The sequence below is a fragment of the Janthinobacterium sp. GW460-12-1-14-LB5 genome, from assembly GCF_059423585.1.
Genome location: NZ_JBWKYD010000018.1, coordinates 81,505 through 103,489, shown reverse-complemented (window position 1 = coordinate 103,489; position 21,985 = coordinate 81,505). Strand labels below are relative to the sequence as shown.

At 62.8% G+C, this 21,985-nt stretch carries 21 protein-coding genes and 1 pseudogene; 18 read left to right on the top strand and 4 right to left on the bottom strand.

Features of this window, described 5'->3' with window-relative positions:
* Positions 1-69 precede the first annotated feature (69 nt).
* The 14 genes from AC07X6_RS19260 to AC07X6_RS19195 all read left to right on the top strand — a co-directional run bounded on the left by AC07X6_RS19260 (position 70) and on the right by AC07X6_RS19195 (position 12,259).
* Entirely contained in the window at positions 70-795 is a 726-nt protein-coding gene (locus tag AC07X6_RS19260; protein ID WP_100428161.1) for a YebC/PmpR family DNA-binding transcriptional regulator, read from the top strand.
* A gap of 60 nt (positions 796-855) precedes the next feature.
* On the top strand, positions 856-2,124 hold the full coding sequence (gene purD / locus AC07X6_RS19255; protein ID WP_494792040.1) for a phosphoribosylamine--glycine ligase: 1,269 nt from the start codon (positions 856-858) through the stop codon (positions 2,122-2,124).
* A gap of 84 nt (positions 2,125-2,208) precedes the next feature.
* Entirely contained in the window at positions 2,209-2,955 is a 747-nt protein-coding gene (locus tag AC07X6_RS19250) for a hypothetical protein (RefSeq protein ID WP_494792039.1), read from the top strand.
* A 64-nt stretch (positions 2,956-3,019) separates the two neighbouring features.
* Entirely contained in the window at positions 3,020-4,312 is a 1,293-nt protein-coding gene (locus AC07X6_RS19245) for a hypothetical protein (RefSeq protein ID WP_494792038.1), read from the top strand.
* Positions 4,313-4,316: 4 nt separating this feature from the next.
* A complete protein-coding gene (locus AC07X6_RS19240; protein WP_474292626.1) occupies positions 4,317-4,964 on the top strand; it encodes a hypothetical protein in 648 nt (215 codons plus the stop codon).
* Positions 4,961-5,764: a hypothetical protein gene (locus tag AC07X6_RS19235; RefSeq protein WP_494792037.1), complete on the top strand. Its 804-nt coding sequence runs from the start codon at positions 4,961-4,963 to the stop codon at positions 5,762-5,764. The genes AC07X6_RS19240 and AC07X6_RS19235 overlap by 4 nt, the downstream gene beginning before the upstream one ends.
* A gap of 101 nt (positions 5,765-5,865) precedes the next feature.
* Positions 5,866-6,780, top strand: coding sequence for an oxygen-dependent coproporphyrinogen oxidase (gene hemF, locus AC07X6_RS19230; RefSeq protein ID WP_494792036.1), 915 nt, complete (start codon positions 5,866-5,868; stop codon positions 6,778-6,780).
* Between the two features lie 23 nt (positions 6,781-6,803).
* A complete protein-coding gene (nadD, locus tag AC07X6_RS19225; protein WP_230539864.1) occupies positions 6,804-7,460 on the top strand; it encodes a nicotinate (nicotinamide) nucleotide adenylyltransferase in 657 nt (218 codons plus the stop codon).
* Positions 7,461-8,150, top strand: a complete 690-nt coding sequence (gene rsfS, locus AC07X6_RS19220; RefSeq protein WP_494792035.1) for a ribosome silencing factor — start codon at positions 7,461-7,463, stop codon at positions 8,148-8,150.
* Positions 8,151-8,156: 6 nt separating this feature from the next.
* A complete protein-coding gene (rlmH, locus tag AC07X6_RS19215; RefSeq protein WP_494792034.1) occupies positions 8,157-8,627 on the top strand; it encodes a 23S rRNA (pseudouridine(1915)-N(3))-methyltransferase RlmH in 471 nt (156 codons plus the stop codon).
* Between the two features lie 7 nt (positions 8,628-8,634).
* Complete coding sequence (locus AC07X6_RS19210) at positions 8,635-9,255, top strand: Maf family protein (protein ID WP_494792033.1); 621 nt, start codon at positions 8,635-8,637, stop codon at positions 9,253-9,255.
* 43 nt (positions 9,256-9,298) lie between these two features.
* Positions 9,299-10,762 (top strand): ribonuclease G, encoded by a 1,464-nt coding sequence (gene rng, locus AC07X6_RS19205; RefSeq protein ID WP_086143927.1) that lies wholly within the window; start codon positions 9,299-9,301, stop codon positions 10,760-10,762.
* A 2-nt stretch (positions 10,763-10,764) separates the two neighbouring features.
* Positions 10,765-11,556 carry an AraC family transcriptional regulator gene (locus AC07X6_RS19200; protein ID WP_494792032.1) on the top strand — a complete coding sequence of 264 codons (792 nt, stop codon included), beginning with the start codon at positions 10,765-10,767 and terminating at the stop codon, positions 11,554-11,556.
* Positions 11,557-11,635: 79 nt separating this feature from the next.
* Complete coding sequence (locus AC07X6_RS19195; protein ID WP_494792031.1) at positions 11,636-12,259, top strand: LysE family translocator; 624 nt, start codon at positions 11,636-11,638, stop codon at positions 12,257-12,259.
* Here the strand turns inward: AC07X6_RS19195 and AC07X6_RS19190 are convergent.
* Positions 12,235-12,774 (bottom strand): hypothetical protein, encoded by a 540-nt coding sequence (locus AC07X6_RS19190; protein ID WP_494792030.1) that lies wholly within the window; start codon positions 12,772-12,774, stop codon positions 12,235-12,237. The two genes, AC07X6_RS19195 and AC07X6_RS19190, sit on opposite strands and share 25 nt — an antisense overlap.
* Before the next feature lie 73 nt (positions 12,775-12,847).
* Positions 12,848-13,873, bottom strand: a complete 1,026-nt coding sequence (locus AC07X6_RS19185) for a LacI family DNA-binding transcriptional regulator (RefSeq protein ID WP_230539870.1) — start codon at positions 13,871-13,873, stop codon at positions 12,848-12,850.
* 207 nt (positions 13,874-14,080) lie between these two features.
* Between AC07X6_RS19185 and AC07X6_RS19180 the strand changes: the two are divergent.
* The 4 genes and pseudogenes from AC07X6_RS19180 to AC07X6_RS19165 all read left to right on the top strand — a co-directional run.
* Positions 14,081-15,319 (top strand): annotated as a pseudogene (locus tag AC07X6_RS19180) (malic enzyme-like NAD(P)-binding protein); the annotation flags it as partial.
* A gap of 254 nt (positions 15,320-15,573) precedes the next feature.
* Positions 15,574-16,785 (top strand): O-antigen ligase family protein, encoded by a 1,212-nt coding sequence (locus AC07X6_RS19175; protein WP_230539871.1) that lies wholly within the window; start codon positions 15,574-15,576, stop codon positions 16,783-16,785.
* Between the two features lie 51 nt (positions 16,786-16,836).
* Positions 16,837-18,570: a lipid A export permease/ATP-binding protein MsbA gene (gene msbA / locus AC07X6_RS19170; RefSeq protein ID WP_494792029.1), complete on the top strand. Its 1,734-nt coding sequence runs from the start codon at positions 16,837-16,839 to the stop codon at positions 18,568-18,570.
* Positions 18,571-18,605: 35 nt separating this feature from the next.
* A complete protein-coding gene (locus AC07X6_RS19165; RefSeq protein ID WP_494792028.1) occupies positions 18,606-19,706 on the top strand; it encodes a glycosyltransferase family 9 protein in 1,101 nt (366 codons plus the stop codon).
* A gap of 15 nt (positions 19,707-19,721) precedes the next feature.
* On the opposite strand, the gene AC07X6_RS19160 is transcribed toward AC07X6_RS19165, so the two are convergent.
* Positions 19,722-20,333, bottom strand: coding sequence for a response regulator transcription factor (locus AC07X6_RS19160; RefSeq protein WP_230539874.1), 612 nt, complete (start codon positions 20,331-20,333; stop codon positions 19,722-19,724).
* Positions 20,320-21,915: an ATP-binding protein gene (locus tag AC07X6_RS19155; RefSeq protein WP_230539875.1), complete on the bottom strand. Its 1,596-nt coding sequence runs from the start codon at positions 21,913-21,915 to the stop codon at positions 20,320-20,322. The genes AC07X6_RS19160 and AC07X6_RS19155 overlap by 14 nt, the downstream gene beginning before the upstream one ends.
* Positions 21,916-21,985 lie beyond the last annotated feature (70 nt).

Below are 21,985 nucleotides of genomic sequence, written 5' to 3'. Positions count from 1 at the left end.
CCGCTTCGCAGGGGGCCGATATGCTAAAATGTCGGCCACAATTGAACACCCGTCTAAGGAAGATTCGACATGGCAGGACATAGCAAATGGGCCAATATCAAGCATAAAAAGGCTGCCACCGATGCCAAGCGCGGCAAAATCTGGACGCGCCTGATCAAGGAAATCACGGTCGCGGCCCGCATGGGCGGCGCCGACGCCATCACCAATCCGCGCCTGCGCCTGGCAGTCGACAAGGCGGCCGATGCGAACATGCCGAAAGACAACGTCCAGCGCGCGATCAACCGCGGCAGCGGCGGCGTCGATGGCGCCAACTATGAAGAAGTGCGCTACGAAGGCTACGGCGTGGGCGGCGCGGCCGTCATCGTCGAATGCATGACCGACAACAAGGTGCGCACGGTGGCTGAAGTGCGCAACGCCTTCAACAAGAACGGCGGCAACATGGGCAACGAAGGCTCCGTCGCCTTCATGTTCCAGCATTGCGGCCAGCTGCTGTTCGCGCCGGGCACCGACGAGGACAAGCTGATGGAAGCGGCCCTGGAAGCGGGCGCCGACGACGTCATCGCCGACGAAGAAGGCGGCTTCGAAGTGGTCACTCCCGTGCACGATTTCGCCGCCGTCAAGGAAGCGCTGGAAGCGGCCGGCTTCAAGGCGGAAGTTGCCGAAGTCATCATGAAGCCGGCGACGGAAACCGTGTATGCGGGCGACGACGCCATCAAGATGCAAAAGCTGATCGATGCGCTGGAGCTGCTGGACGATGTCCAGGAAGTGTTCACCAACGCCCTCATTGAGAATTAATCACTCTGCACACAAGGGCGGCACCGCCGCCCTGCAACCCACACTGAACGAACGGTCCCTATGAAAATTCTGGTAGTCGGCTCTGGCGGCCGCGAACACGCCCTGGCCTGGAAACTGGCCCAGTCCGAACGCATACAGATGGTGTATGTCGCGCCGGGCAACGGCGGCACCGCGCGCGATGCGCGCCTGGTCAATCTCGACATCAGCGACCCGCAATTGCTGGCCGATTTCGTTCAGCAGGAGCACATCGGCCTGACCGTCGTCGGCCCGGAAGTGCCGCTGGCAGCCGGTATCGTCAACCTGTTCCGCTCGCGCGGCCTGAAAATCTTCGGCCCGACCAAGGAAGCGGCACAGCTGGAATCCTCGAAGGACTTCGCCAAGGCCTTCATGCAGCGCCACGGCATCCCGACGGCCGCCTACCAGACCTTCTCCGACGTCGCTCCCGCGCACGCCTACGTCGACGCCATGGGCGCGCCGATCGTCATCAAGGCCGACGGCCTGGCCGCCGGCAAGGGCGTGGTCGTCGCCATGAGCCTGGAAGAAGCGCACCAGGCAGTCGACATGATGCTGTCCGATAACCAGTTCGGCGACGCCGGCGCGCGCATCGTCATCGAGGAATTCCTCGCCGGCGAAGAAGCGAGCTTCATCGTCATGTGCGACGGCAAGAACATCCTGCCGCTGGCCACCAGCCAGGATCATAAGCGCCTGAAGGATCACGACCAGGGCCCGAACACGGGCGGCATGGGCGCGTACTCGCCGGCGCCCATCGTCACGCCGGCCATGCATGCGCGCGTCATGCGCGAAATCATCGTTCCGACCATCCAGGGCATGGCCAAGGACGGCATCACGTTCACGGGCTTCCTGTACGCGGGCCTGATGATCGACGACAAGGGCACGCCAAAGACGCTGGAATTCAACTGCCGCATGGGCGACCCGGAAACGCAGCCGATCATGGCGCGCCTGAAAACCGACCTGGTCACCGTCATGGAACACGCCGTCAACGGCACGCTCGACGCCGTGGAACTGGAATGGGACCGCCGCACGGCCGTTGGCGTCGTCATGGCCGCCGCCGGCTATCCGGACGATCCCGTCAAGGGCACGCCGATCGGCGACATCCCGGCCGAAACGGTCGATTCCGTCACCTTCCATGCGGGCACCCGCATCGAGGGCGAGCGCCTGGTCACCAACGGCGGGCGCGTGCTGTGCGTGGTGGGTCTGGGCGACAGCATCAAGATGGCGCAGAAGCAGGCCTATGAAACCGTGGAAAAAATCCACTTCGACGGCGCGCAGTACCGCCGCGACATCGGCTGGCGCGGCCTGAAGCATTGATCGCCGCATAACGATCACACGGCGGGCCGGCGCGGAATTGATCCGCCCGGCCCGTTTTCATTTTGATTGCCCCCATTCCCCGCCATGAGCATACCAACCGGCCTTGCCGCACCAGACTACGATGCCCCGGTGAGCCCCCTTGCCTGGCTGGCGCTTGCCTCGCTGCTCGTTGCCGGCCTGGCTTGGTACTGGTTCAGCAGCTATGCCGTGCCACGCTGCGACACAAGACAAACCGTGGCCGCGGTCACGGATGGCAAATTCAGCCTGCACGATATCCAACAGGCCGGCTATGCCTGGTCGCAAAAAACCCGTGGCTGCCTGGCCACCGTCATCCAGGACGGCAAGCCGATGCAGTACGCCTGGACCATTTCGCGCGTGGAAGGCCGCCGCAAAAGCCGGCTGGCGTATGACCACGCGCATCCGAGCATCGTGCAAACGCGCTTTGCCGACATCGCCTGGCATGGCGGCTTTGCGCAGCAGGGCCAGCCCATCGGGCGCGATGGGCTGAAGCATGCGGTGCTGGCCGGCATGGATGCACTGCGCGGCAAGCCGCTCTACCATGCCAACCTCAACGCAGTGGTATCGCCGCAGCACTACCGTGAAATTGGCGATATTGAAGCGCTGGCACCATGCAAGGAAGTATTGCCCGGCGTAGTTTCCTGCCGCCTGCTGCTGGCCCGTAACGACCTTATGCCCGCTGCCGCAAGCAAGGTGCTGGCAGTCTCGGTGCTGCAGCGAGGCGACTTTACTTTCCAGCGCAGCAAAAATGGCAAGAACTGGTCAGTAACACCGCAGTTCAGGACAGAACTGGATCAGGCGCAACTTCAATAGTACGCTGGGGAAACGAGATTGCATTGTAAAATTTATCATCTTGATTCTTGATAAAGTCCCTCCGATGACAAGCAATCTACCTGAGTCCACGCATACCTCCGTCGAAGCGCTGCATGTGCTGAAGCTGCTGACGCGCCGCCAGCGCGAGCAGGCGCTGGCGCATCCCGACTTGCCGCAGCTCGCCATCGGCACGCCGCTACCCGACACCTTGCTGTGGCTGTACCGGCGCCAGATCGTTACGTCCGAGGATGTGACGAGCCTGTCGTCGAGCGTGGCGCGCCACTTCAGCGGCGACGAGCTGGCGCTGCGATTGTCGATCTTGCAGCAGGTGGTGGAGGTGCTCAATCGCGAATCGCTCGATCATCTGCGCGACGAAGCGATCATTACGCCAGAGCTTTATCAACAGGCGCTGCAGCACCTGCCGGGCGATGTTTTGCTGCCCACGCCGGGCGAGGCACTGAACTGGATGCTGCATGTGGGACTGCTGCCGCGCGCGCAATTCAAGTCCGTGGCCCAGCGCATCGAGTCCGGCGGCAGCGACGACGCAAAACGTGTGGTCCGGCATGCGCAAGGGCGCCAGGATGAGCACAAGAAGGCGGTACACGGCGTGATCCTCGATGGCCTGTTTCCCGGCTCGCGCCTGGCCTGGCTGATCGGCGCGCCGCTGGCGCTGGCCGGCATGGTCTGGTATGCGATGAGCGGCAATTCCGTGCCCGAGTGCGACTCCGCCAACACGCTTACCACCGTGACACGCATGCTCAATAACGCGGCGCCGGAAGGCACGGGCAAAGCAAGCCTGCACGACGTAAAAGAAGCGGGTTACGCTTCGTCACACCATATCCGTGGCTGCCTGGCCACGATAGCACTCGATGGCAAGAAGATGGACTATGCCTATACCGTCGCGCGCGACGACAGCGGCAGCAAGCGCCGCATCAGCTATGTGGGCGCACAGCCAATGCTGGTCAAGGCGCGCTTTGGCACCATCCAGGATGGCGACTTTGCCCAGCAAGCCACGCCCCTGGGACGCGAGGCGCTGGAAAAAGCTTTCCGCAACGGCATGGATGGCGCGCGCATCATGCCCCAGCCACGGCAAGCTTTTTCGCTGACGCGATCGATGCAGCGCACGCGCGAAATCGCCGAAATCGAACCGCTGGCGCCATGCAAGGAAATCTCGCCGGGCGTCTATTCCTGCCGCCTGCTGATCGAACGCAATGACGCCTTGCTGGGCATGCTCAACGGCGGCACGGCAGTGATGCAGGAAGGCGAGTTCACCTTCCAGCGCGACGCGAGCGGCAATGGCTGGTCGGTGACGCCGCAATTTGCCGCCGAACTGCGCCAGGCCAAGGTCACAGAGTAAGACCATGCATATCGAACCGCCCCACGCATCGCTGCTGCAGCTGCACCAGCTTGGCCTGATCACCGCGCAGGAACTCGACGAGGCCAACTCGGAACGCGATATCGCCGCCCATGAGCGCCTGCACCCGCCCGCGGAACCGGTCGACATGCCGGAACTGGCGCAGGATGCCGACCTGGTCAGCACCCTGGGCTGGCTGCTGCTGACCGATCTGCTGCCGAAAAATGACCTTGATAAGCGCATGCCCACACTGCCGCCCGGGCAGCAGGCGCTGCTGGCCGACGGCGTGCGGCACTATAACCGCCGCGAGGTCGACGCCTTGTACGAGCTCGATTTGCTGAACCCGTTCCAGCGCGATGCCGCGCACGCGGCGGTGCCAGCAGACCGCATGTTTTATACGCCCTGGATCGCCATGCGCTGGCTGGTGGTCAACGACATCCTGCCTGCGGCGCAGTTCGAGGCGCTGGAAGTGCACGTGCGTGAACATGGCAGCGCACTGGCGCGCGAAATCGTGGAAGCGTCCAGGCTGCGCCATGGTCACGACCGCATCGCGTACCAGCGGCCACCGGCCTGGAAAGGCGCGCTGATCGTGCTGGGGCTGATCCTGGTGATGTCCATGGTGTATGGCTTGTTGACCGGAGGCCTGCAGCCATGAGTACCGATCCGCGCCTCAAACCGCTCGGCGAGCTGCGGCAGCTGGATCTGATCAGCAGCGACGAATACGACGATACGCTGGCCGAACTGCAGATCATTGAGATCCAGCGCGCACACAATGCCGCCGAAGACATCGATGTGCCGGAACTGGCGATGAATGCCGGCCAGGTCAGGACGCTGGCCTGGCTGCTGAGCGCCGAACTGGTGCCCGAGGAGCGTTTCTTCAAGATGCTGCGCGAGCTGCCTGCCGACGAACCACGCCGGCAACTGGCCAGCGCCGCGCTGCAGCAGGTGAACCGCGAGGCGGTCGACGCGCTGTACGAGCAGAACCTGATCAACCAGTTTCAGCGCGACGCCGCCCACGACAGCCTGCCGGCCGGTCACCTGGCCGCCACGCCCGTCGCGGCCTTGCGCCATATGCTGAAACACGGCACGCTATCGCCGTTGCAATACAAGGCGCTGCAAGCGCGCACGCGCGCGAACGGCTCGGAACTGGCGCGCGTGATCGTCGACGCCGCTGGCAAACCGCCGACCCAGTATGGCCGGCCCCGCCCGCGCCCTTCCACCATCATGGCTGCGGCACTGCTGCTGGCGATACTGACGATGCTGACGTATGCAGGACGCGCATGGTTCAAGCACGAGCAGCCAGTGCCTGTGGCACCGCTGGCGCAGCCGGCCGACACGATCAAACGCACGGACCTGCAACAGCGCGCGGCAAGCATGGTGGAAGACGCCCGCCAGCCAAGCGCGGATGCGCCCCAATTCGAGGTGCAGGTAATACAGGACAAGCCGCCTCAATAAAGCAGGGCCGGCAACAGCATCGCCGGTTTTGCTATCACAAAAATCCGTAACAGGGTACAATCCGTCCTTACTTTTTTATTTCGGCCTCGTCGGCCCACGCGATGTCGTCAACTCCCTCTCCTTCGGCCGTCAAGGCTTATTTGCTCGATTTGCAAAGCCGTATCGTGCAGGCGCTTGAAGCGCAGGACGGCAAGCCCTTCCTGACCGATGCCTGGCAGCGCCCCGAGGGCGGCGGCGGCATTTCGCGCCTGATCGAGGAAGGCAATGTGTTCGAACGGGGCGGCGTGAATTTTTCGCACGTCACCGGCGCCGCACTGCCGCCATCGGCTGCGGCCGCGCGCCCTGAACTCGGTGGCAAGGCATGGGAAGCGATGGGCGTGTCGCTGGTACTGCATCCGCGCAATCCCTACGCACCGACGGTGCACATGAACGTGCGCTTTTTCAGCACCGTGAATGCCGATGGCGCCCCCGTATGGTGGTTCGGCGGCGGCATGGACCTGACGCCGTATTACGGCGACGCGGGCGACGTGAAGCACTTTCACCAGGTGTGCCATGATGCGCTGGCGCCGTTTGGCGCGGAACTGCATCCGAAGTTCAAGCAGTGGTGCGACGATTACTTCTACCTGAAGCACAGGCGCGAAGCGCGCGGCGCGGGCGGGATCTTCTTCGACGACTTCAACGCCCTGGGCTTTGACGACAGTTTCGCCATGCTGCGCAGCGCTGGCGACGCCTTCATCAACGCCTATGTGCCGATCCTGGCACGCCGCAAGGACACGCCCTACGGCGAACGCGAACGCGATTTCCAGTGCTATCGGCGCGGACGCTATGTCGAGTTCAACCTGGTGTTCGACCGCGGTACCCTGTTCGGCCTGCAGTCGGGCGGACGCACCGAGGCGATCCTGATGTCGATGCCGCCCGTGGTCAAGTGGCGCTACGACTGGCACCCGGAAGCGGGCAGTCCCGAAGCGGCGTTGTATACTGACTTCCTCGTGCATCGCGACTGGCTGCAGGCGTGAGGGAAACTGGTACGGCGGGCAGTATGCCCTGTGTGACGCTGCTTGGCGGCAGCTACGATCCGGTGCATATCGGCCATGTCGCCCTGGGCAAGCATTTTTCCAGCCTGCTGCACGCCGATGAACTGCGCGTGATTCCGGCCGGCGCGCCCTGGCAAAAGGGTAAGCTGGGCGCCACCGGCCGGCAGCGCGCCGAGATGGCCGGCCTGGCCTTCGCCGGCCTGCCCCTGCCCGTGGTGATCGACCGCCAGGAAATCGAGCGCAGCGAACATGGCCAGGCCAGCTACACCATCGATACCTTGCGCCAGGTACGCGCCGAGCTGGGATCGCGCGCCTCCATCGTTTTCCTGATGGGTGCCGACCAGCTGCAGCGGCTCGCGACCTGGCGCGAATGGCAGCAATTATTTGAATACGCGCATATCTGCGTCGCGGCCCGCCCCGGCTTCGCGCTGAATGACGCCGCAGTGCCGCAAGTGGTCGCCGATGCATTTTCGCGCCGCCTGGGGTCTCTGGAAAGCATCCGCAACACGCCGCACGGTCTGACTTATCTGGCACAGGACTTCGCGGTGGATATCTCCGCCACCGAAATACGTGCGGCATTACAACGGGGGAATCGGGCAAACCCGCTTGTTTCCCCGCTAGTGCTAGACTATATTGAACAACATAATTTATACAAAAGCTAAATGGATATCAAAAAACTGCAAACCCTCGTCGTTGACGCCCTTGAAGACGTCAAAGGCCAAGACATCGCCGTCTTCGAAACGAGTCACCTGACCAGCCTGTTCGACCGCATCGCGATCGTTTCCGGTACCTCGAACCGTCAAACCAAGGCGCTGGCCGCCTCGGTGCGCAATAAGGTCAAGGACGCCGGCGGCGACATCATCGGCATGGAAGGCGAGGACACCGGTGAATGGGTGCTGGTCGATCTGGGCGACATGATCGTCCACATCATGCAAGCACCTATCCGCGCCTACTACCGCCTGGAAGAAATCTGGGGCGACACCCCGGTCAAGCTGGGTGCCGCCAAGCGCGCGCCGAAAAAAGCCGCTGGCGACGAGCCGAAGAAGGTCAGCGGCCATCTGGCGGCAAGCAAGGCCAATGTGGAAGCTGCGCCCGTGATCGAAAAGAAAGCGCCAGCGAAGAAAGCCACGGCCGCCACCGCCACCAAGAAAGCCCCGGCGAAAAAAGCCGCCGTTTCGAAAGCCGTCGGCAAGACCGTGAAAGTCGCGCCTACCAAGACCGAGACAGCCGCCGTGAAAGCGCTGAAAGCGCTGCCGGAGAAAAAAGTACGCGCCCCACGCGCGGCCAAGCCGGCAGCCGATGCTGCACCGGCAAAAACCGTGATCAAGCGTATCAAAAAAGTCGAAGCGTAAGCCTCGATGCAGCTCATCATCGCTGCGGTCGGCCATAAAATGCCGGCCTGGATAGAGACGGGCTTCGCGGAATACACGAAGCGCATGCCGCCGGAATTGCGCATCGTGCTGAAAGAAATCAAGCCGGTGGAGCGTTCCGGCAGCAAGACCGCCGCCACGGCGATGGCGCTGGAACGCGAACGCATCGAAGCCGTCCTGCCCAAGGGCGTGCGCATCATCGCCCTCGACGAACGCGGCAAGGATCTGACCAGCGTCGGCCTGTCGCAGCAGTTGATGGCGTGGCAGCAGGATGGCCGCGACACCGCCTTTTTGATCGGCGGCGCCGACGGCCTCGATCCGCAACTCAAGGCGCGTGCCGAGGGCATGCTGCGCATTTCCAGCATGACCCTGCCGCACGGCGTGGTGCGCGTGATCCTCGCCGAGCAGCTGTATCGCGCCTGGTCGATCACGCAAAACCACCCCTACCACCGCGTCTGAACTCCCCATGAAAACGGCTGATCACAAGATCTACCTCGCCTCCAAAAGCCCGCGCCGGCGCGAACTGCTGCGCCAGATCGGCGTCGATTTCGAATTGCTGCTGCTGCGCAGCGACGGCCCGCGCGGCGCCGACGTCACCGAGGAAGTCCTGCCCGGCGAATCGGCGCTCGACTATGTGGCCCGCGTGTCGAATGAAAAAGCCGCCTTCGCGTGGGACCTGGTGCGCCGCCGCCACCTGACCCCGCGCCCCGTGCTGGCAGCCGACACCACCGTCACCATCGACGGCATCATCCTCGGCAAGCCGGCCAACCGCCTCGAGGCCGTGGCGATGCTGCAGCAGCTGTCGGGCCGCACGCACGAGGTGCTCACCTCAATCGCCGTGCACTACAAGGATTTCGCCGAGCAGCGCACGCAAGTGTCGCAAGTGCGCTTCGGCGTGCTCTCGCCCGCCTCGATCGCCGCGTATTGCGCCACGCCGGAACCGTACGACAAGGCCGGCGGCTACGGCATCCAGGGCAGCGCCGCGCTGTTCGTCGAGCATATCGAAGGCAGCCATTCCGGCATCATGGGCCTGCCCCTGTACGAAACTGCACAGTTGCTACGGCTGGCAGGTTTGCCCCTGCCCTGATCCCGGGTATGATGTCATTCGTTGCCTCCACTCCCGCGCCCCCATGAACGAAGACATCCTGATCAATATCACGCCGCAAGAAACGCGCGTCGCCCTCATCCTGCAGGGCGCCGTGCAGGAATTGCACATCGAGCGCACGCTCACGCGCGGCCTGGCCGGCAATGTGTATTCCGGCAAAGTGGTGCGGGTGTTGCCGGGCATGCAGTCGGCTTTCATCGACATCGGCCTCGAACGCGCCGCCTTCCTGCACGTGGCAGACATCTGGGAAGCGCGCGGCCACGACGGCCAGAACGCCACGCCGGCGCCGATCGAGAAAATCCTCTTCGACGGCCAGGTGCTGACGGTACAGGTGATCAAGGACCCCATCGGCACCAAGGGCGCGCGCCTGTCGACGCAGATTTCCATCGCCGGGCGCATGCTGGTGTACCTGCCGCAAGACAAGCACATCGGCATCTCGCAGAAAATCGAAAAGGAAGCGGAGCGCGAACAGCTGCGCGTGCGCCTGCAAAGCCTGCTGCCGCCCGACGAAAAGGGCGGCTATATCGTGCGCACCATGGCCGAAGACGCCTCCGACGCGGACCTGAAGGCTGACGTCGACTACCTGCGCAAGACCTGGAGCACCATCACGCACGGCGCGCGCACGCGCCCCGCCACCAGCCTGCTGCACCAGGATTTGAACCTGGCGCAGCGCGTGCTGCGCGACTTCGTCGGCGATGAAACGGCCACCATCCAGGTCGATTCGCGCGAAAACTACGTGAAATTGCGCGAATTCGCGGAAATCTACACCCCTAGCGAGCTGACGCGATTACAGCACTACACGGGCGAGCGCCCCCTGTTCGACCTGTACGGCGTGGAAGAAGAAATCCTGCGCGCCCTGGGCCGCCGCGTCGACCTGAAATCGGGCGGCTACCTGATCGTCGACCAGACGGAAGCGATGACCACGATCGACGTCAACACGGGCGGCTTTGTGGGCGGGCGCAACTTCGCCGACACGATTTTCAAGACCAACCTGGAGGCGGCGCACGCCATCGCGCGCCAGCTGCGCCTGCGCAACCTGGGCGGCATCATCATCCTCGACTTCATCGACATGGACAACGCCGAGCACCGCAACGCCGTGCTGGCCGAACTGAAACGCACCCTGTCGCGCGACCGCACCAAAGTCTCGGTGAGCAATTTCTCGCCGCTGGGCCTGGTGGAAATGACGCGCAAGCGCACGCGCGAGTCGCTCGCCCACATCCTGTGCGAACCGTGCCCCGCCTGCGCCGGCAAGGGACAAGTCAAGACCTCGCGCACGATCTGCTATGAAATCCTGCGAGAACTGCTGCGGGAGGCAAAACAGTTCAACCCGCGCGAATTCCGCATCCTCGCCTCACAGGAAGTGGTCGATCTGTTTTTGGAAGAGGAATCGCAGCACCTGGCCATGCTCGGTGACTTCATCGGCAAAAAAATCTCGCTGCAGGTGGAGAATGCTTACCACCAGGAGCAGTACGACGTGATTTTGATGTAGTCATGCCGGGCACCACCGCCTTCTGGCGCGACCCGTTTCTCCCCCACGTGGAAAGCCGGCGCGCCTGTCACAGCCGGGCGTGCTACAAGCCCCACAGCCATCCCACGTTTTCCATCGGCGCCGTCGACGCGGGCAGCAGCGTGTTTACGGGCAGCCACGGCCGCCAGGCAGCGCTGCGCGCCGGCAGCCTGGTACTGGTGCCGGCCGGCTGCGTGCACGCCTGCAATCCCCTGCCTGACGCCGTCTGGAGCTACCAGATGCTGCATCTCGATGCGCAGTGGCTACAGGCGAATATCCCCCCGCTTTGCACAGACAGCGCCAGCGTGCTGCACGATCCTGCCCTGTACGCGCAGTTCTGCGCCATGAATGCGCTGCTGTTCTCGCCCGCGCCCCCGGCCGAGAAGCAAGCCGCGCTGCTGGCCTTCCTGCACGCCTGCGCCAGTGCCAGCGGAGCGACCTCCTTGCCCTCGCGCGCGGCTCGCATCCCCGCGCAGCTGCGCCAGGTACTGCAGGCGCTGCAGGAACAGCCCCTGGCCAGCCTGGAGTCCTTGTCCGCACTGGCCGGCATGAGCCGTTACCAATTGATCCGCGCCTTCCGCGCCGCCACCGGCATGACGCCGCATGCCTACCAGCTGAATCTGAGTGTCAATCGCGCGCGCGACGGCGTGCAGGCAGGTAACGCACTGGCGGACATCGCTTGCGAACTGGGTTTTTCCGACCAGAGCCATCTCCAGCGCGTCTTCAAGGCGCATGCAGGCATCACGCCGGGGCGCTATCGCGGCCAGGGCGGCTAGAACACCTGCAATTTTCTTCAATACAGGCTGTCGCCAGCCCCGGCATACTCGCGCATCGCCATTGCCGGAGCCGACTTACATGCAGGATTTTCTCTTCATCGCCGCCGCCCACTTTCTTTCCCTGCTGTCGCCCGGTCCCGATTTTTTCCTGATCGCGCGCACCTCGCTGGCCCACGGCTGGCGCGGCGCCGCCGGCACCTGCATGGGCATCACCGTGGCCAATGCGGTGTTCATCGTGGCGGCGTTTGGCGGACTATCGGTGCTGCGGGCAGGCAGTACGGCATTCATGGTGGTGCGGCTGGCAGGATGCGCCTATCTGCTGCACCTGGGCTGGCTGTTCCTGCGCCATGCGGGCAAGAGCAGCCTGGATGCAAAGCCCGCCAGCGGCAAGGCGCGCTGGCGCGGCGGTATCGTGATGGGGTTTGTCTCCGCCATCCTGAACCCGAAGAATGCGCTGTTCTATGTCAGCCTGGCCACCGTGCTGGCCAGCAGGCAGACGAGTCCCGCTGCGATGGCGGCGTATGGCGCGTGGATGGTCTTTGCCGTGCTGGCGTGGGATATGACGGTGGCGCTGGCCATCGGCAGCACCGCCCTGCGGCAGCGCTTTGCGCGCGCGCTGCCGTCACTGGAACGGCTGTCGGGCGTGGTGCTGATCGTACTCGCGCTGGTGCTGCTGGTTCAGGCGGGCAGCGGATCCAGGTAAAACACGGCATACACTTTCAAGGGCGTGGTTTCCGTGGCTTTTTCCGAGCGCACGACGGAGCAGTCGTCTGCCGCCAGGCTGCGCCAGTTCTGGATGCCCGCCTTGGCAAACATGGCGTGCGCGGGCGCGTTGGCGGCCAGGTCCAGCACCAGGCAGGCGTTGCGCGGGCCGGCGCCGTAGTTGACGGCGCGGATCTCGATGCCGAAGGTCGTCATCCACGGTTCCCACAAGCCTTTTTCCTTGCCGGCGGCCATGCGCTCGAGCATTTCGCCAAAGCTCAAGCCCTTCTTGACGGTATCGCGCAATGCTTGCAACGACGGCGCCAGGCGGGGATCGGCTTGCTTGTTGCCGGCGCGGATCTCGGCGATCGCTTTCAATTCCTTGATGATGGCCGCATCGCGCTCCGTGTAGTCGCGCATGCGCGCGTAAAACTCGGCATCGAGGAAAGGATTGACGGTCAGCTTGACAGCGCCCTCTTCGCGGCGTTTGGGGGAAGGCGTGTTGGTTTTGGTCATGGCGATGGAGGGGCAAAATACGTTGAGGGGCGCCAGTGTACCACCTTGCGGCGGCGCGGCCCCAGGCGCGGCATCAGCCCCTGGGAGCGGCCGTCGATTCGCGCACCACCAGTTCGGGTTTCAGGCGTACGTCGAGCACCGGGGAATCGGGCGAGGCTATGGTTTGCAGGATCAGCCGGGCCGCTTCCGTGCCGATGCCATGGTGGCGGATGCGGATGGTGGTCAGGGGCGGACGGATCATGTCCATGTACGGCATGTCGTTGTGGCCCACCACGGAAATATCTTCAGGGCAACTCAAGCCCAGTTCACGGATGGCGTCGTAGCAGCCGATGGCCACCAGGTCGCTGCCCGTCACCACGGCCGTCGTCTGCGGCGATTGGCGCAGCAGTTCCAGCAGGGCCGCCTTGCCGCATTCGCGCGAATAGCCGCTGCTTTCAAACACGAACGCCTGCGAGGGATCGAGTTCGCTGGCCTGGATGGCGGCCAGGAAACCGAGGCGGCGCACGTGGCCGGTGGACAGGTTTTCCGGACCGGCAATGTGGGCGATATGGCGGTGCCCCAGCGCCAGCAAGTGTTCCACGGCCAGTCGCATGCCGACCACGTCGTCGCTGACGACGCAGGACGCGACGCCCGTCTCGTCGCTGCGGTTGACGGTGACGACAGGCACATTCTGGTCGATGCACATCTTGATGACGGGATCGTCGCGCCGTGCGGTAGCCAAAATCAGGCCATCGACCTGCTGCCCCAGCAGGCGGTTGATGACGAACAGCTGTTCCTCCTCGTCGGCGCCCACGTTGGCGACGATGGCCAGGTAGCCATGCTTGCGCAAGCCTTCCTCGATGCCCAGCAGGATCGGCGGGAAAACGGCATTCGTGATGTCGGGCAAGACCACGCCGATGATGCGCGACTTGCGCGTGACGAGGGTGGAGGCGGCGCGGTTCGGCCGGTAGCCGAGCCGGCCCGCTTCGGCCAGCACGCGCGCGGCCACCTCGGCGCTGACCATTTGCCGCGTTGCCGGGTTCATCACGCGCGAGACGGTGGAAAAGTGCACGCCGCTGGCCCGCGCGACGTCGCTTAAGGTGGGGTTCTTGTTTGTCATGGGCTTCCCGGATCGCAATACCGTGATTTTATCGCAAAAAATCCCCACTCCGTCAAAAACCGAGCAAACGCTTGCATTGAAAGAATGCCGTTGCTCAAAGCGGTTTTGGTCGACTTAAGCACAATCCAGCCTTGACAGCGTGCAAACGCTTGCATACCATGGCTCGGATTGACCACTCGGGCCTTGTATGCCCCTCCAAGAATTCCTATGTCTACTTCGCACAGCAAGCACGCCGAACAGAACGGCGAAACCTTCAACCTGAAAGAAGCCGCCCTCGCCTATCACGCGGAACCCCGTGCAGGCAAGATTTCCGTCACGCCAACCAAACCGCTGGGCGACGCCCGTGCCCTGACCCTGGCGTACTCGCCGGGCGTGGCCTTCGCCTGCGAAGCCATCGTGGAAGATCCGCGCACGGCCGGCACCTACACCTCGCGCAGCAACCTGGTGGCCGTGATCACCAATGGCACCGCCGTGCTGGGCCTGGGCGACATCGGCCCGCTGGCCAGCAAACCCGTGATGGAAGGCAAAGCCTGCCTGTTCAAGCAGTTCGCCGATGTCGATGTGTTCGACATCGAACTGGCCGAAAACGATCCCGACCTGTTCATCGACACCGTGGTGCGCATGGAGCCGACCTTCGGCGGCATCAACCTGGAAGACATCAAGGCACCCGACTGCTTCTACATCGAGCAGCAATTGCGCAAGCGCATGAACATTCCCGTCTTCCACGACGACCAGCATGGCACGGCCATCATCGTCGCGGCCGGCATCCTGAATGGCCTGGAACTGGTGGGCAAGGATATCGGTAACGTGAAAGTGGCCGTCTCGGGCGCCGGCGCGGCGTCGATCGCCTGCCTGGACCTGCTCGTTTCGCTGGGCCTGAACAAATCGCTGCTGAAGGTCTGCGACAGCCAGGGCGTGATCTACCCTGGCCGCGATGCCAGCATGGAAGAGAACAAGGCGCGCTACGCGAATGACACGAGCGACCGCGACCTGGCCGACGCCATGGTCGGCGCCGACATCTTCATCGGCGTCTCGAAGGGCGGCGTGGTCAGCGCGCAGATGGTCGAATCGATGGCCGCCAAGCCCTTGATCTTCGCCCTGGCCAATCCGCATCCGGAAATCGCCCCTGAGAAGGTGCATGCCGTGCGTGACGACGCCATCGTGGCCACGGGCCGCTCGGATTACCCGAACCAGATCAACAACGTGCTGTGCTTCCCGTACATCTTCCGCGGCGCGCTCGACGTGGGCGCCACCACCATCAACGAAGAAATGAAGCTGGCCTGCGTGCGCGCCATCGCCGCACTGGCCAAGGAGCCATTGCCAGGCCACGAAAGCAGCGCGCTGACGCCGCTGCAACTGATTCCATCGCCATTCGATGAACGCCTGCGCAGCTGGGTCGCGCCTGCCGTATCGCAAGCAGCGATCGCCACGGGCGTGGCGACGCGCGTGCCCGCGACAGCCTGATGCGCATGGCAAGGACTTTCTTGCCTTAGCAAAATAACAGCAAGTTACCATTGCTTACAAAAAAACCATGGCTAAAAACCATGGTTTTTTCGTTTCTGCCCTTGGATACGGTCAAATCGTTATTAATAAGCACATATCATGCGAGCGTTTTGGCATGAACCTTCGATTACAATGGCGGCTATTTTATGTTGCTACAGTTGCCATTGTGGCGACAACATGCGTTAACAAGGATATTCATGCTCGGCCTGACTTCTGTTTCTGTTTTTCTTTTTTTTGCATTGGCGCTGGCTGTCAATAGCGGATATTCCCTTGGTGCACTGGTGCTCCTGCTCGCAAGCAGCTGGCTGCTATGGAAACGCCCCCGCCTGAACCTGCAACGCCGGGATTATCTGATGCTCGGTACACTGCTACTGTATTTCGCCATTTTTACGGCCAATATGCTTTATCACGCCGATCCGGCGCGCGAACTCGACATTCCCCTGCGTGCCCTGCTGGCCGCACCAGTGCTGCTGCTGCTGCTGGCATACCCACCCCGGCCGGAGGCATGGTGGAGCGGCCTGGTCATCGGCGCCATCAGTGGTACGGCTCTGGCTTCCTGGCAATTTTTCGCACTCGATGTATACCGCCCGCAAGCGGCAACCAGTAATGCCATCCACTATGGCAATGTCAGCATGCTGCTTGGCATGCTAGCCCTATGTGGCATGGGATGGGCAAGTAAGCAGCGCCACCGCCTGGCATGGAGCCTGCTCCTGCTAGCCGGTGGCCTGTCCGGCATTCTGGGATCCGTCATCAGCGGCAGCCGCAGCGGCTGGCTGGTGTTACCCGCCTGTGGCTGCCTTTTTTCATACTATTATTCGAAGGGCCGCGGCGCACGCTATCTGGCCGCTCTGCTCGGTGCACTGCTGGCGGCATTCCTGCTTGCCTATACACTTCCCAACTCCCGCATGCCCCAGCGCGTGGAAGTGGCTGTCAATGAAATCAAACAGTTCCAGGACAGCGACAATGTGACCACGTCGATTGGCCAGCGCATGGAAATGTGGCGCACCGCGATAGACATGTACCAGCAACGCCCCTGGACAGGCTTGGGCCGCAACGGTTACATGGAACAAAAATCGATGCTGGTGGATGAAGGCAAGGCCAACGTTGCCATACGCCGGCATACCAATGCCCACAACGACTACCTCGATACGCTGGTCAAGCGCGGCATCATCGGCGTAATGGCCTTGTTGGCGCTCTTCCTCGTGCCGTTGCTCCTGTTTGCACGCGCCCTGCGCCAGAGTGCCCCCGCAGCCCAGCCCTATGCGCTGGCCGGCGTGGTGCTATGCACCTGCTACATGATTTTTGGCCTGACGACGAGTTCGCTAACCCTGAATATCGGCATCATCATGCTGACCTTCCCGATGGTGATACTGTGGGCCATGTTGCGCCAGCAAGAACGCCTTGCCTGAGCTCGTTTTCCGCCTGACCGTTTTTGCTGTCCCTTGCAAGGAACCATACCGATGCTCACGCCCGACCTGAAGCGCCTCACCGCGCTGCACGCGCCCTATAAAAAACACCTGGCCCTGGCCCTGCTGGCGATGGTCGTCACGGCGGCGACGGAACCACTGTTGCCATATGCGCTCAAGTTGCTGCTCGACAATGGTTTTGGCGGCAAGGTCAGTTTTTCCTTCTGGCTGGTGCCGCTGATCGTCATCGGCATCTTTGCCATGCGCGGCACCTCGACCTTTGCCAGCAGCTACCTGATGAGCTATGTATCCACGCGCATCCTCAACGAGTTGCGGCGCAGGATGTTTGTCAGCATGCTCAACCTGCCTATCGACTTTTACAACACGCACACGGTGGGCAAGGTCATCAACTCCATCATGTTTGAGGTGCAACAAATCATCGAGATGGTGACCAAGGTATTTACCTCGATCGTGCGCTCCTCGCTGACCGTGCTGGGCCTGCTGGCCTGGCTGCTGTACCTGAACTGGGCACTGACCCTGGTGACCCTGGTGCTGCTGCCCGTGCTGACCATCGTCGTGCGCACCACGGGCAAGCGCCTGAAAAAACTCAACCGCGACTCGCTGGCCGTCAACGCCGAACTGACCCAGGTCATCGAGGAAACCACGCGCGCGCAGCAAGTGATCAAGATCTTCGGCGGCCAGCAGTACGAGAAGGCCCGGTTCGAGGAGCGTGCCGAGCAATTGCGCCGCTACAGCATGCGCATGACCACGACCTTTTCCGCCACCGTGCCCATTACCCAGGTGATCACGGCCGCCGCCGTGGCCCTGGTCATCGTCATGGCCCTGTTCCAGTCGGAACAGGGGCAAATCACGGTCGGCGGCTTTGTTTCCTTCATCACGGCCATGTTGATGCTGCTGACGCCCTTGAAGCAATTGGCCGAAGTCAACGGTCCCCTGCAGCGCGGCATGGCCGCCGCCGAGGAAGTCTTCCAGTTGATCGACAAGACGCCGGAACGCACGGGTGGCAAGCCGCTGGCCGGCCGCAGCAAAGGCCGCATCGAGTTCAAGGATGTGAGCTTTGCCTATCCCGGACATCAGGAACCAGCCCTGCAACATATCGACCTGAACATTGCGCCAGGACAAACCGTCGCCTTTGTCGGCATGTCCGGCGGCGGCAAATCGACCCTGGTCAGCCTGCTGCCCGGCTTTTATTCAGTCAGCAGCGGTGAAATCTTGCTCGATGGGCAGAATATTGACGACATCGCCCTGACCAGCCTGCGCAGCCAGATCGCCATGGTCAGCCAGCAGGTGGTGTTGTTCGACGATACCCTGGCCGCCAATATCGCGTATGGCGATGCGGCGCCGGACCGGCAGCGCGTCGAAGCGGCCGCCGCGGCCGCTTTCCTGTCGGACGTCATCGATGGCTTGCCCGACGGACTGGAAACGCGCCTGGGCGACAACGGCTCGCGCCTGTCCGGCGGCCAGCGCCAGCGCGTGGCCATCGCCCGCGCCATCTACAAGGATGCTCCCATCCTGATCCTCGATGAAGCCACCTCGGCACTGGATACGGAGGCGGAACGGGCCGTGCAGGCAGCGCTGGAGCACCTGATGCAAGGCAGAACGACATTAGTTATTGCTCATCGACTATCTACAATTGAACGCGCGGACCGTATCGTGGTATTGTCACATGGGAAAATAATGGAAACCGGCAGTCATCAGCAATTATTGGATGCCGACGGCGCGTATGCCAATCTGCATCGCCTGCAATTTTCCCAGCAAGTGGTTTGACACCATCGAATGAATACCTGAAATCGTACTGATACATGACGCCTTTGATTCCCGCCGAACTGTTACAAAAGTCGGACAAAATTCTTTTCATCGCCCATCTGGCGCTGGGAGACTTTACCTACCTGCAAAATGGTTTCCGCGCCTTTGCCGCGGCCTACCCTCATATTCAGATCCACCTGTGGGTCGACGAAGTACGCCGCACGTCCGATGCCAGGCAATGGGAAGGCTTGCGCACCTATTCGCTGTACGACTGGGTAGAGCAGTCGGGCCTGTTCGCCAAGGTATACCGCAAGACCTACAGCCCCGCGCTCTATGAAGAGTCGCTGCGCGAGGCCAAGGCGGAGCACTATCCTGTCGTCGTCTCGCTGGCCCACGTACGGCCACAGCAATATGCGGATCTTGCGCGCGCAATCAGCCCGAACGGGCTGGTGATCGGCACGCGCAAACCGTTCAGCCCGCTTCGCCCCTGGCATTACCTGGCCTACCGCAAGATCGATGCCGTATTGGCATCGTATGCGGGACAGGATGCCGGCGAGCACCATATCAGCAGCGTCTATGCGGACTGGTTCCATCAATTGACGGGACTCGACATTCCCGTGGCCGAACGCTACCCTTTCGTGCACATCCCCGAGCACGCACTGCAGCAGGCGCAGGAGCAGCTGGCCGCCTGGGGCTTTGCCCCGCGCCAGGGTCCTCTCGTACTCCTGAACCCGTTTGCCAAGTCACACAAGCGCGGCTGGCCGCTGGAGCGCATTGCCGAGCTGATCGCGCGCATGCAAACGATGCCGAAATGGCAGCATGCCTGCTTCCTGATCAATGCCATGCCGCAGGAACTGGCCAAGGTGAATGCCGTCGTGCAGGCGCATGGCTTGCCGCGTACACACGCCTTCAGCGCCGTCGACAACTTCTTCCAGCTGCCGGCCATGCTGGCGCAATGCGACCTGATTATTTCGGTGGAAACATCAATCATGCACCTGGCGAACGCCGTGCATGTGCCCGTGGTGGCATTGATGCGCAAGAAGAATCCGGAATGGGCTCCCTTCGACAGCGCCAACAGCACCGTCATCACGGTGGCGCGGCGCAGCGACTGGGTCAAGGCGATCTCGGTCGATCAGGTATTGCAGACCATCGCCTAGACGGCTCTAGCGCGGCTAGCCGGTGCCCAGCATGCTGATGCGCACCAGGTCGGCCACATTATCCACACCGAGTTTGTCCATCAGGCGCGCCTTGTGCACTTCCACCGTGCGCACGGAAATGCCGAGTGCCGGAGCGATATCGCGGTTGTGCTGGCCCGTCACCACCAGCTGCATCACTTCGCGCTCGCGCGGCGTCAGGGTGCGCAGCAAGGCTTGCCCCGCCACCTGATGCTGCAACTGGCCGCGCGCATGCGCCTCGCGCGAAAACGCTTCCTCGATGGCGGCCAGCAGCTTGTCGTGGTCAAACGGCTTTTCCAGGAAATCGCTGGCCTGCGCCTTGAATGCCTGGCGTGCCAGCGCCACGTCGCCATGTCCCGTAATGATAATAATTGGCAACATGCAATCGAGCTCCAGCAGGCGGCGCTGCAGGCTCAGGCCATCCATGCCGGACATGCGGATATCGACCAGCAGGCAGCCGGCCCAGTCGGGCCGCCAGCTGTGCAAGAAATCCTCGCCGCAGGAAAACAGGGCCGTGCGGTAGCCGCGTATGCCCAACAGCAAACCCAGCGCATCGCGCACGGCGGGATCGTCGTCCACGATAAACACCGTCAAATTACTTGTCACCATACTCTCCTGTAGCGGCCGCGCTGGCGCGCGCCAGGGGCAGGATAAAACGAAAAATGCCATGCTTGCCCACTTCGGCCCAAAGCTGGCCGCCATGCGCTTCGACGATGCTGCGGCTGAGCACCAGCCCCAGTCCCAGGCCGCTGGCCTTGGTCGAGACAAACGGTTCGAACAGGCGTGCCGCCAGGCTATTGGAAATGCCGGGCCCGCTATCTTCCACGGACAGCCGCAACCGCCCGCCTTCGAGGCGCTCGGCCGACACCGTGATGCGGCGCTGGCCGCGCGGCTGGCCCATCACCGCATCCTGTGCATTGGCCAGCAAATTACGCAGCACCAGTTCGATTTGCAGGCGGTCGGCATTGACGGCCAGCGGCGACGGCGGCGCCAGCACCAGCTCGATGCCATGCTCGTGGAACAGCGGCGTGAACTGGCGCGCCATGCCCGCGATCAAGGCACTCGCCTCCACCGCTTCGAGCTGCATCGCGCCGGTACGGAAAAAGTCGCGCAAGCGGCGCACCACGTCCGCGGCGCGTCCCGATTCCACGATCATGTGCCCGATGGCGCCTTGCAGCAAGGCGCCTTTCTCGCCCCGTTCCAGCAGGTATTCGCACGCCTTGCCATAGGTCGACAAGGCCGTCAGCGGCTGGTTCAGCTCGTGCGCGAGCGCGGCCGCCATCTCGCCGGCAGCCGCCAGGCGCATCGTGTGTTTCAGTTCGTCAGCCACTTGCCGCATTTCATCGACGACGATACCGATAAAAAAGCCCACCAATGCCAGTACGGCATCGAGCAGCTGCAATTCATAAAACTGGATATCGACCGCATGCGTCCATTTCACCAGGGTAATGATGCAAAGTTGCAATACAAACACGGCCAGCATGGCGCCATGCAAGCCCTGGCGCGAGGCAGCCCAGATCACGGGGAGAAACAGGAAATAGAAATGCTTGTATTCGGAACGCACGATGGAACCGAAAACGCTCCAGAGCACGAAGCTGGCCAGGGCCAGATACGCCAGGGTTTCCCAGCGCCAGACGGCGGCATGCAGGCGTTCGCGCCCCCGCTCGCTGAACAGCACCCAGATCAGCGGCATCGACACCAGCATGCCGACCGTGTCGCCGATGCCGAAACGCCATACGGCCGTCCCCCATTCGCCAGCCGGGATGCGCCCCGTCAGCGACAGCAGGGAAATATAGCCGAGCGCATTGAGCACGGTGCCAGACAGGACGATCCCCACCCAGGCGCTCAGGCGGCGCCGGTTGTCGAAGATATCGCTGCTGCTGAAACTGCAGCGCAGTGCCGCGCCGATACCGCCATAGCCGAGCACCAGCCACGCCGAACAGAGCAAGGTCAAGGGCAGGCCTGCCGGCATGCCGCGCACCAGCACCTCGCCAGCCACGAGGGCAATAAACCACGGCAGTGCCGCCTTGCGGCCGTGGATCAGCCAAAATACCAGGCCCAGCGCGGGATCGGGATTCCACGGGGTGATGTTCAGCCCGTACATCGGGTCGATATACGTCGCCCAGTCAAACAGCAGGTACAGGCCGACAAAGGCGGGATACGGCAAGTAGCGGGACAGGAATGGGTGCATAACGGTGTTTTTTTAACTGTCCCGCATTATGCATCGCAAGCGTGCGCCACGCCATGCCATCTTGCGTTAT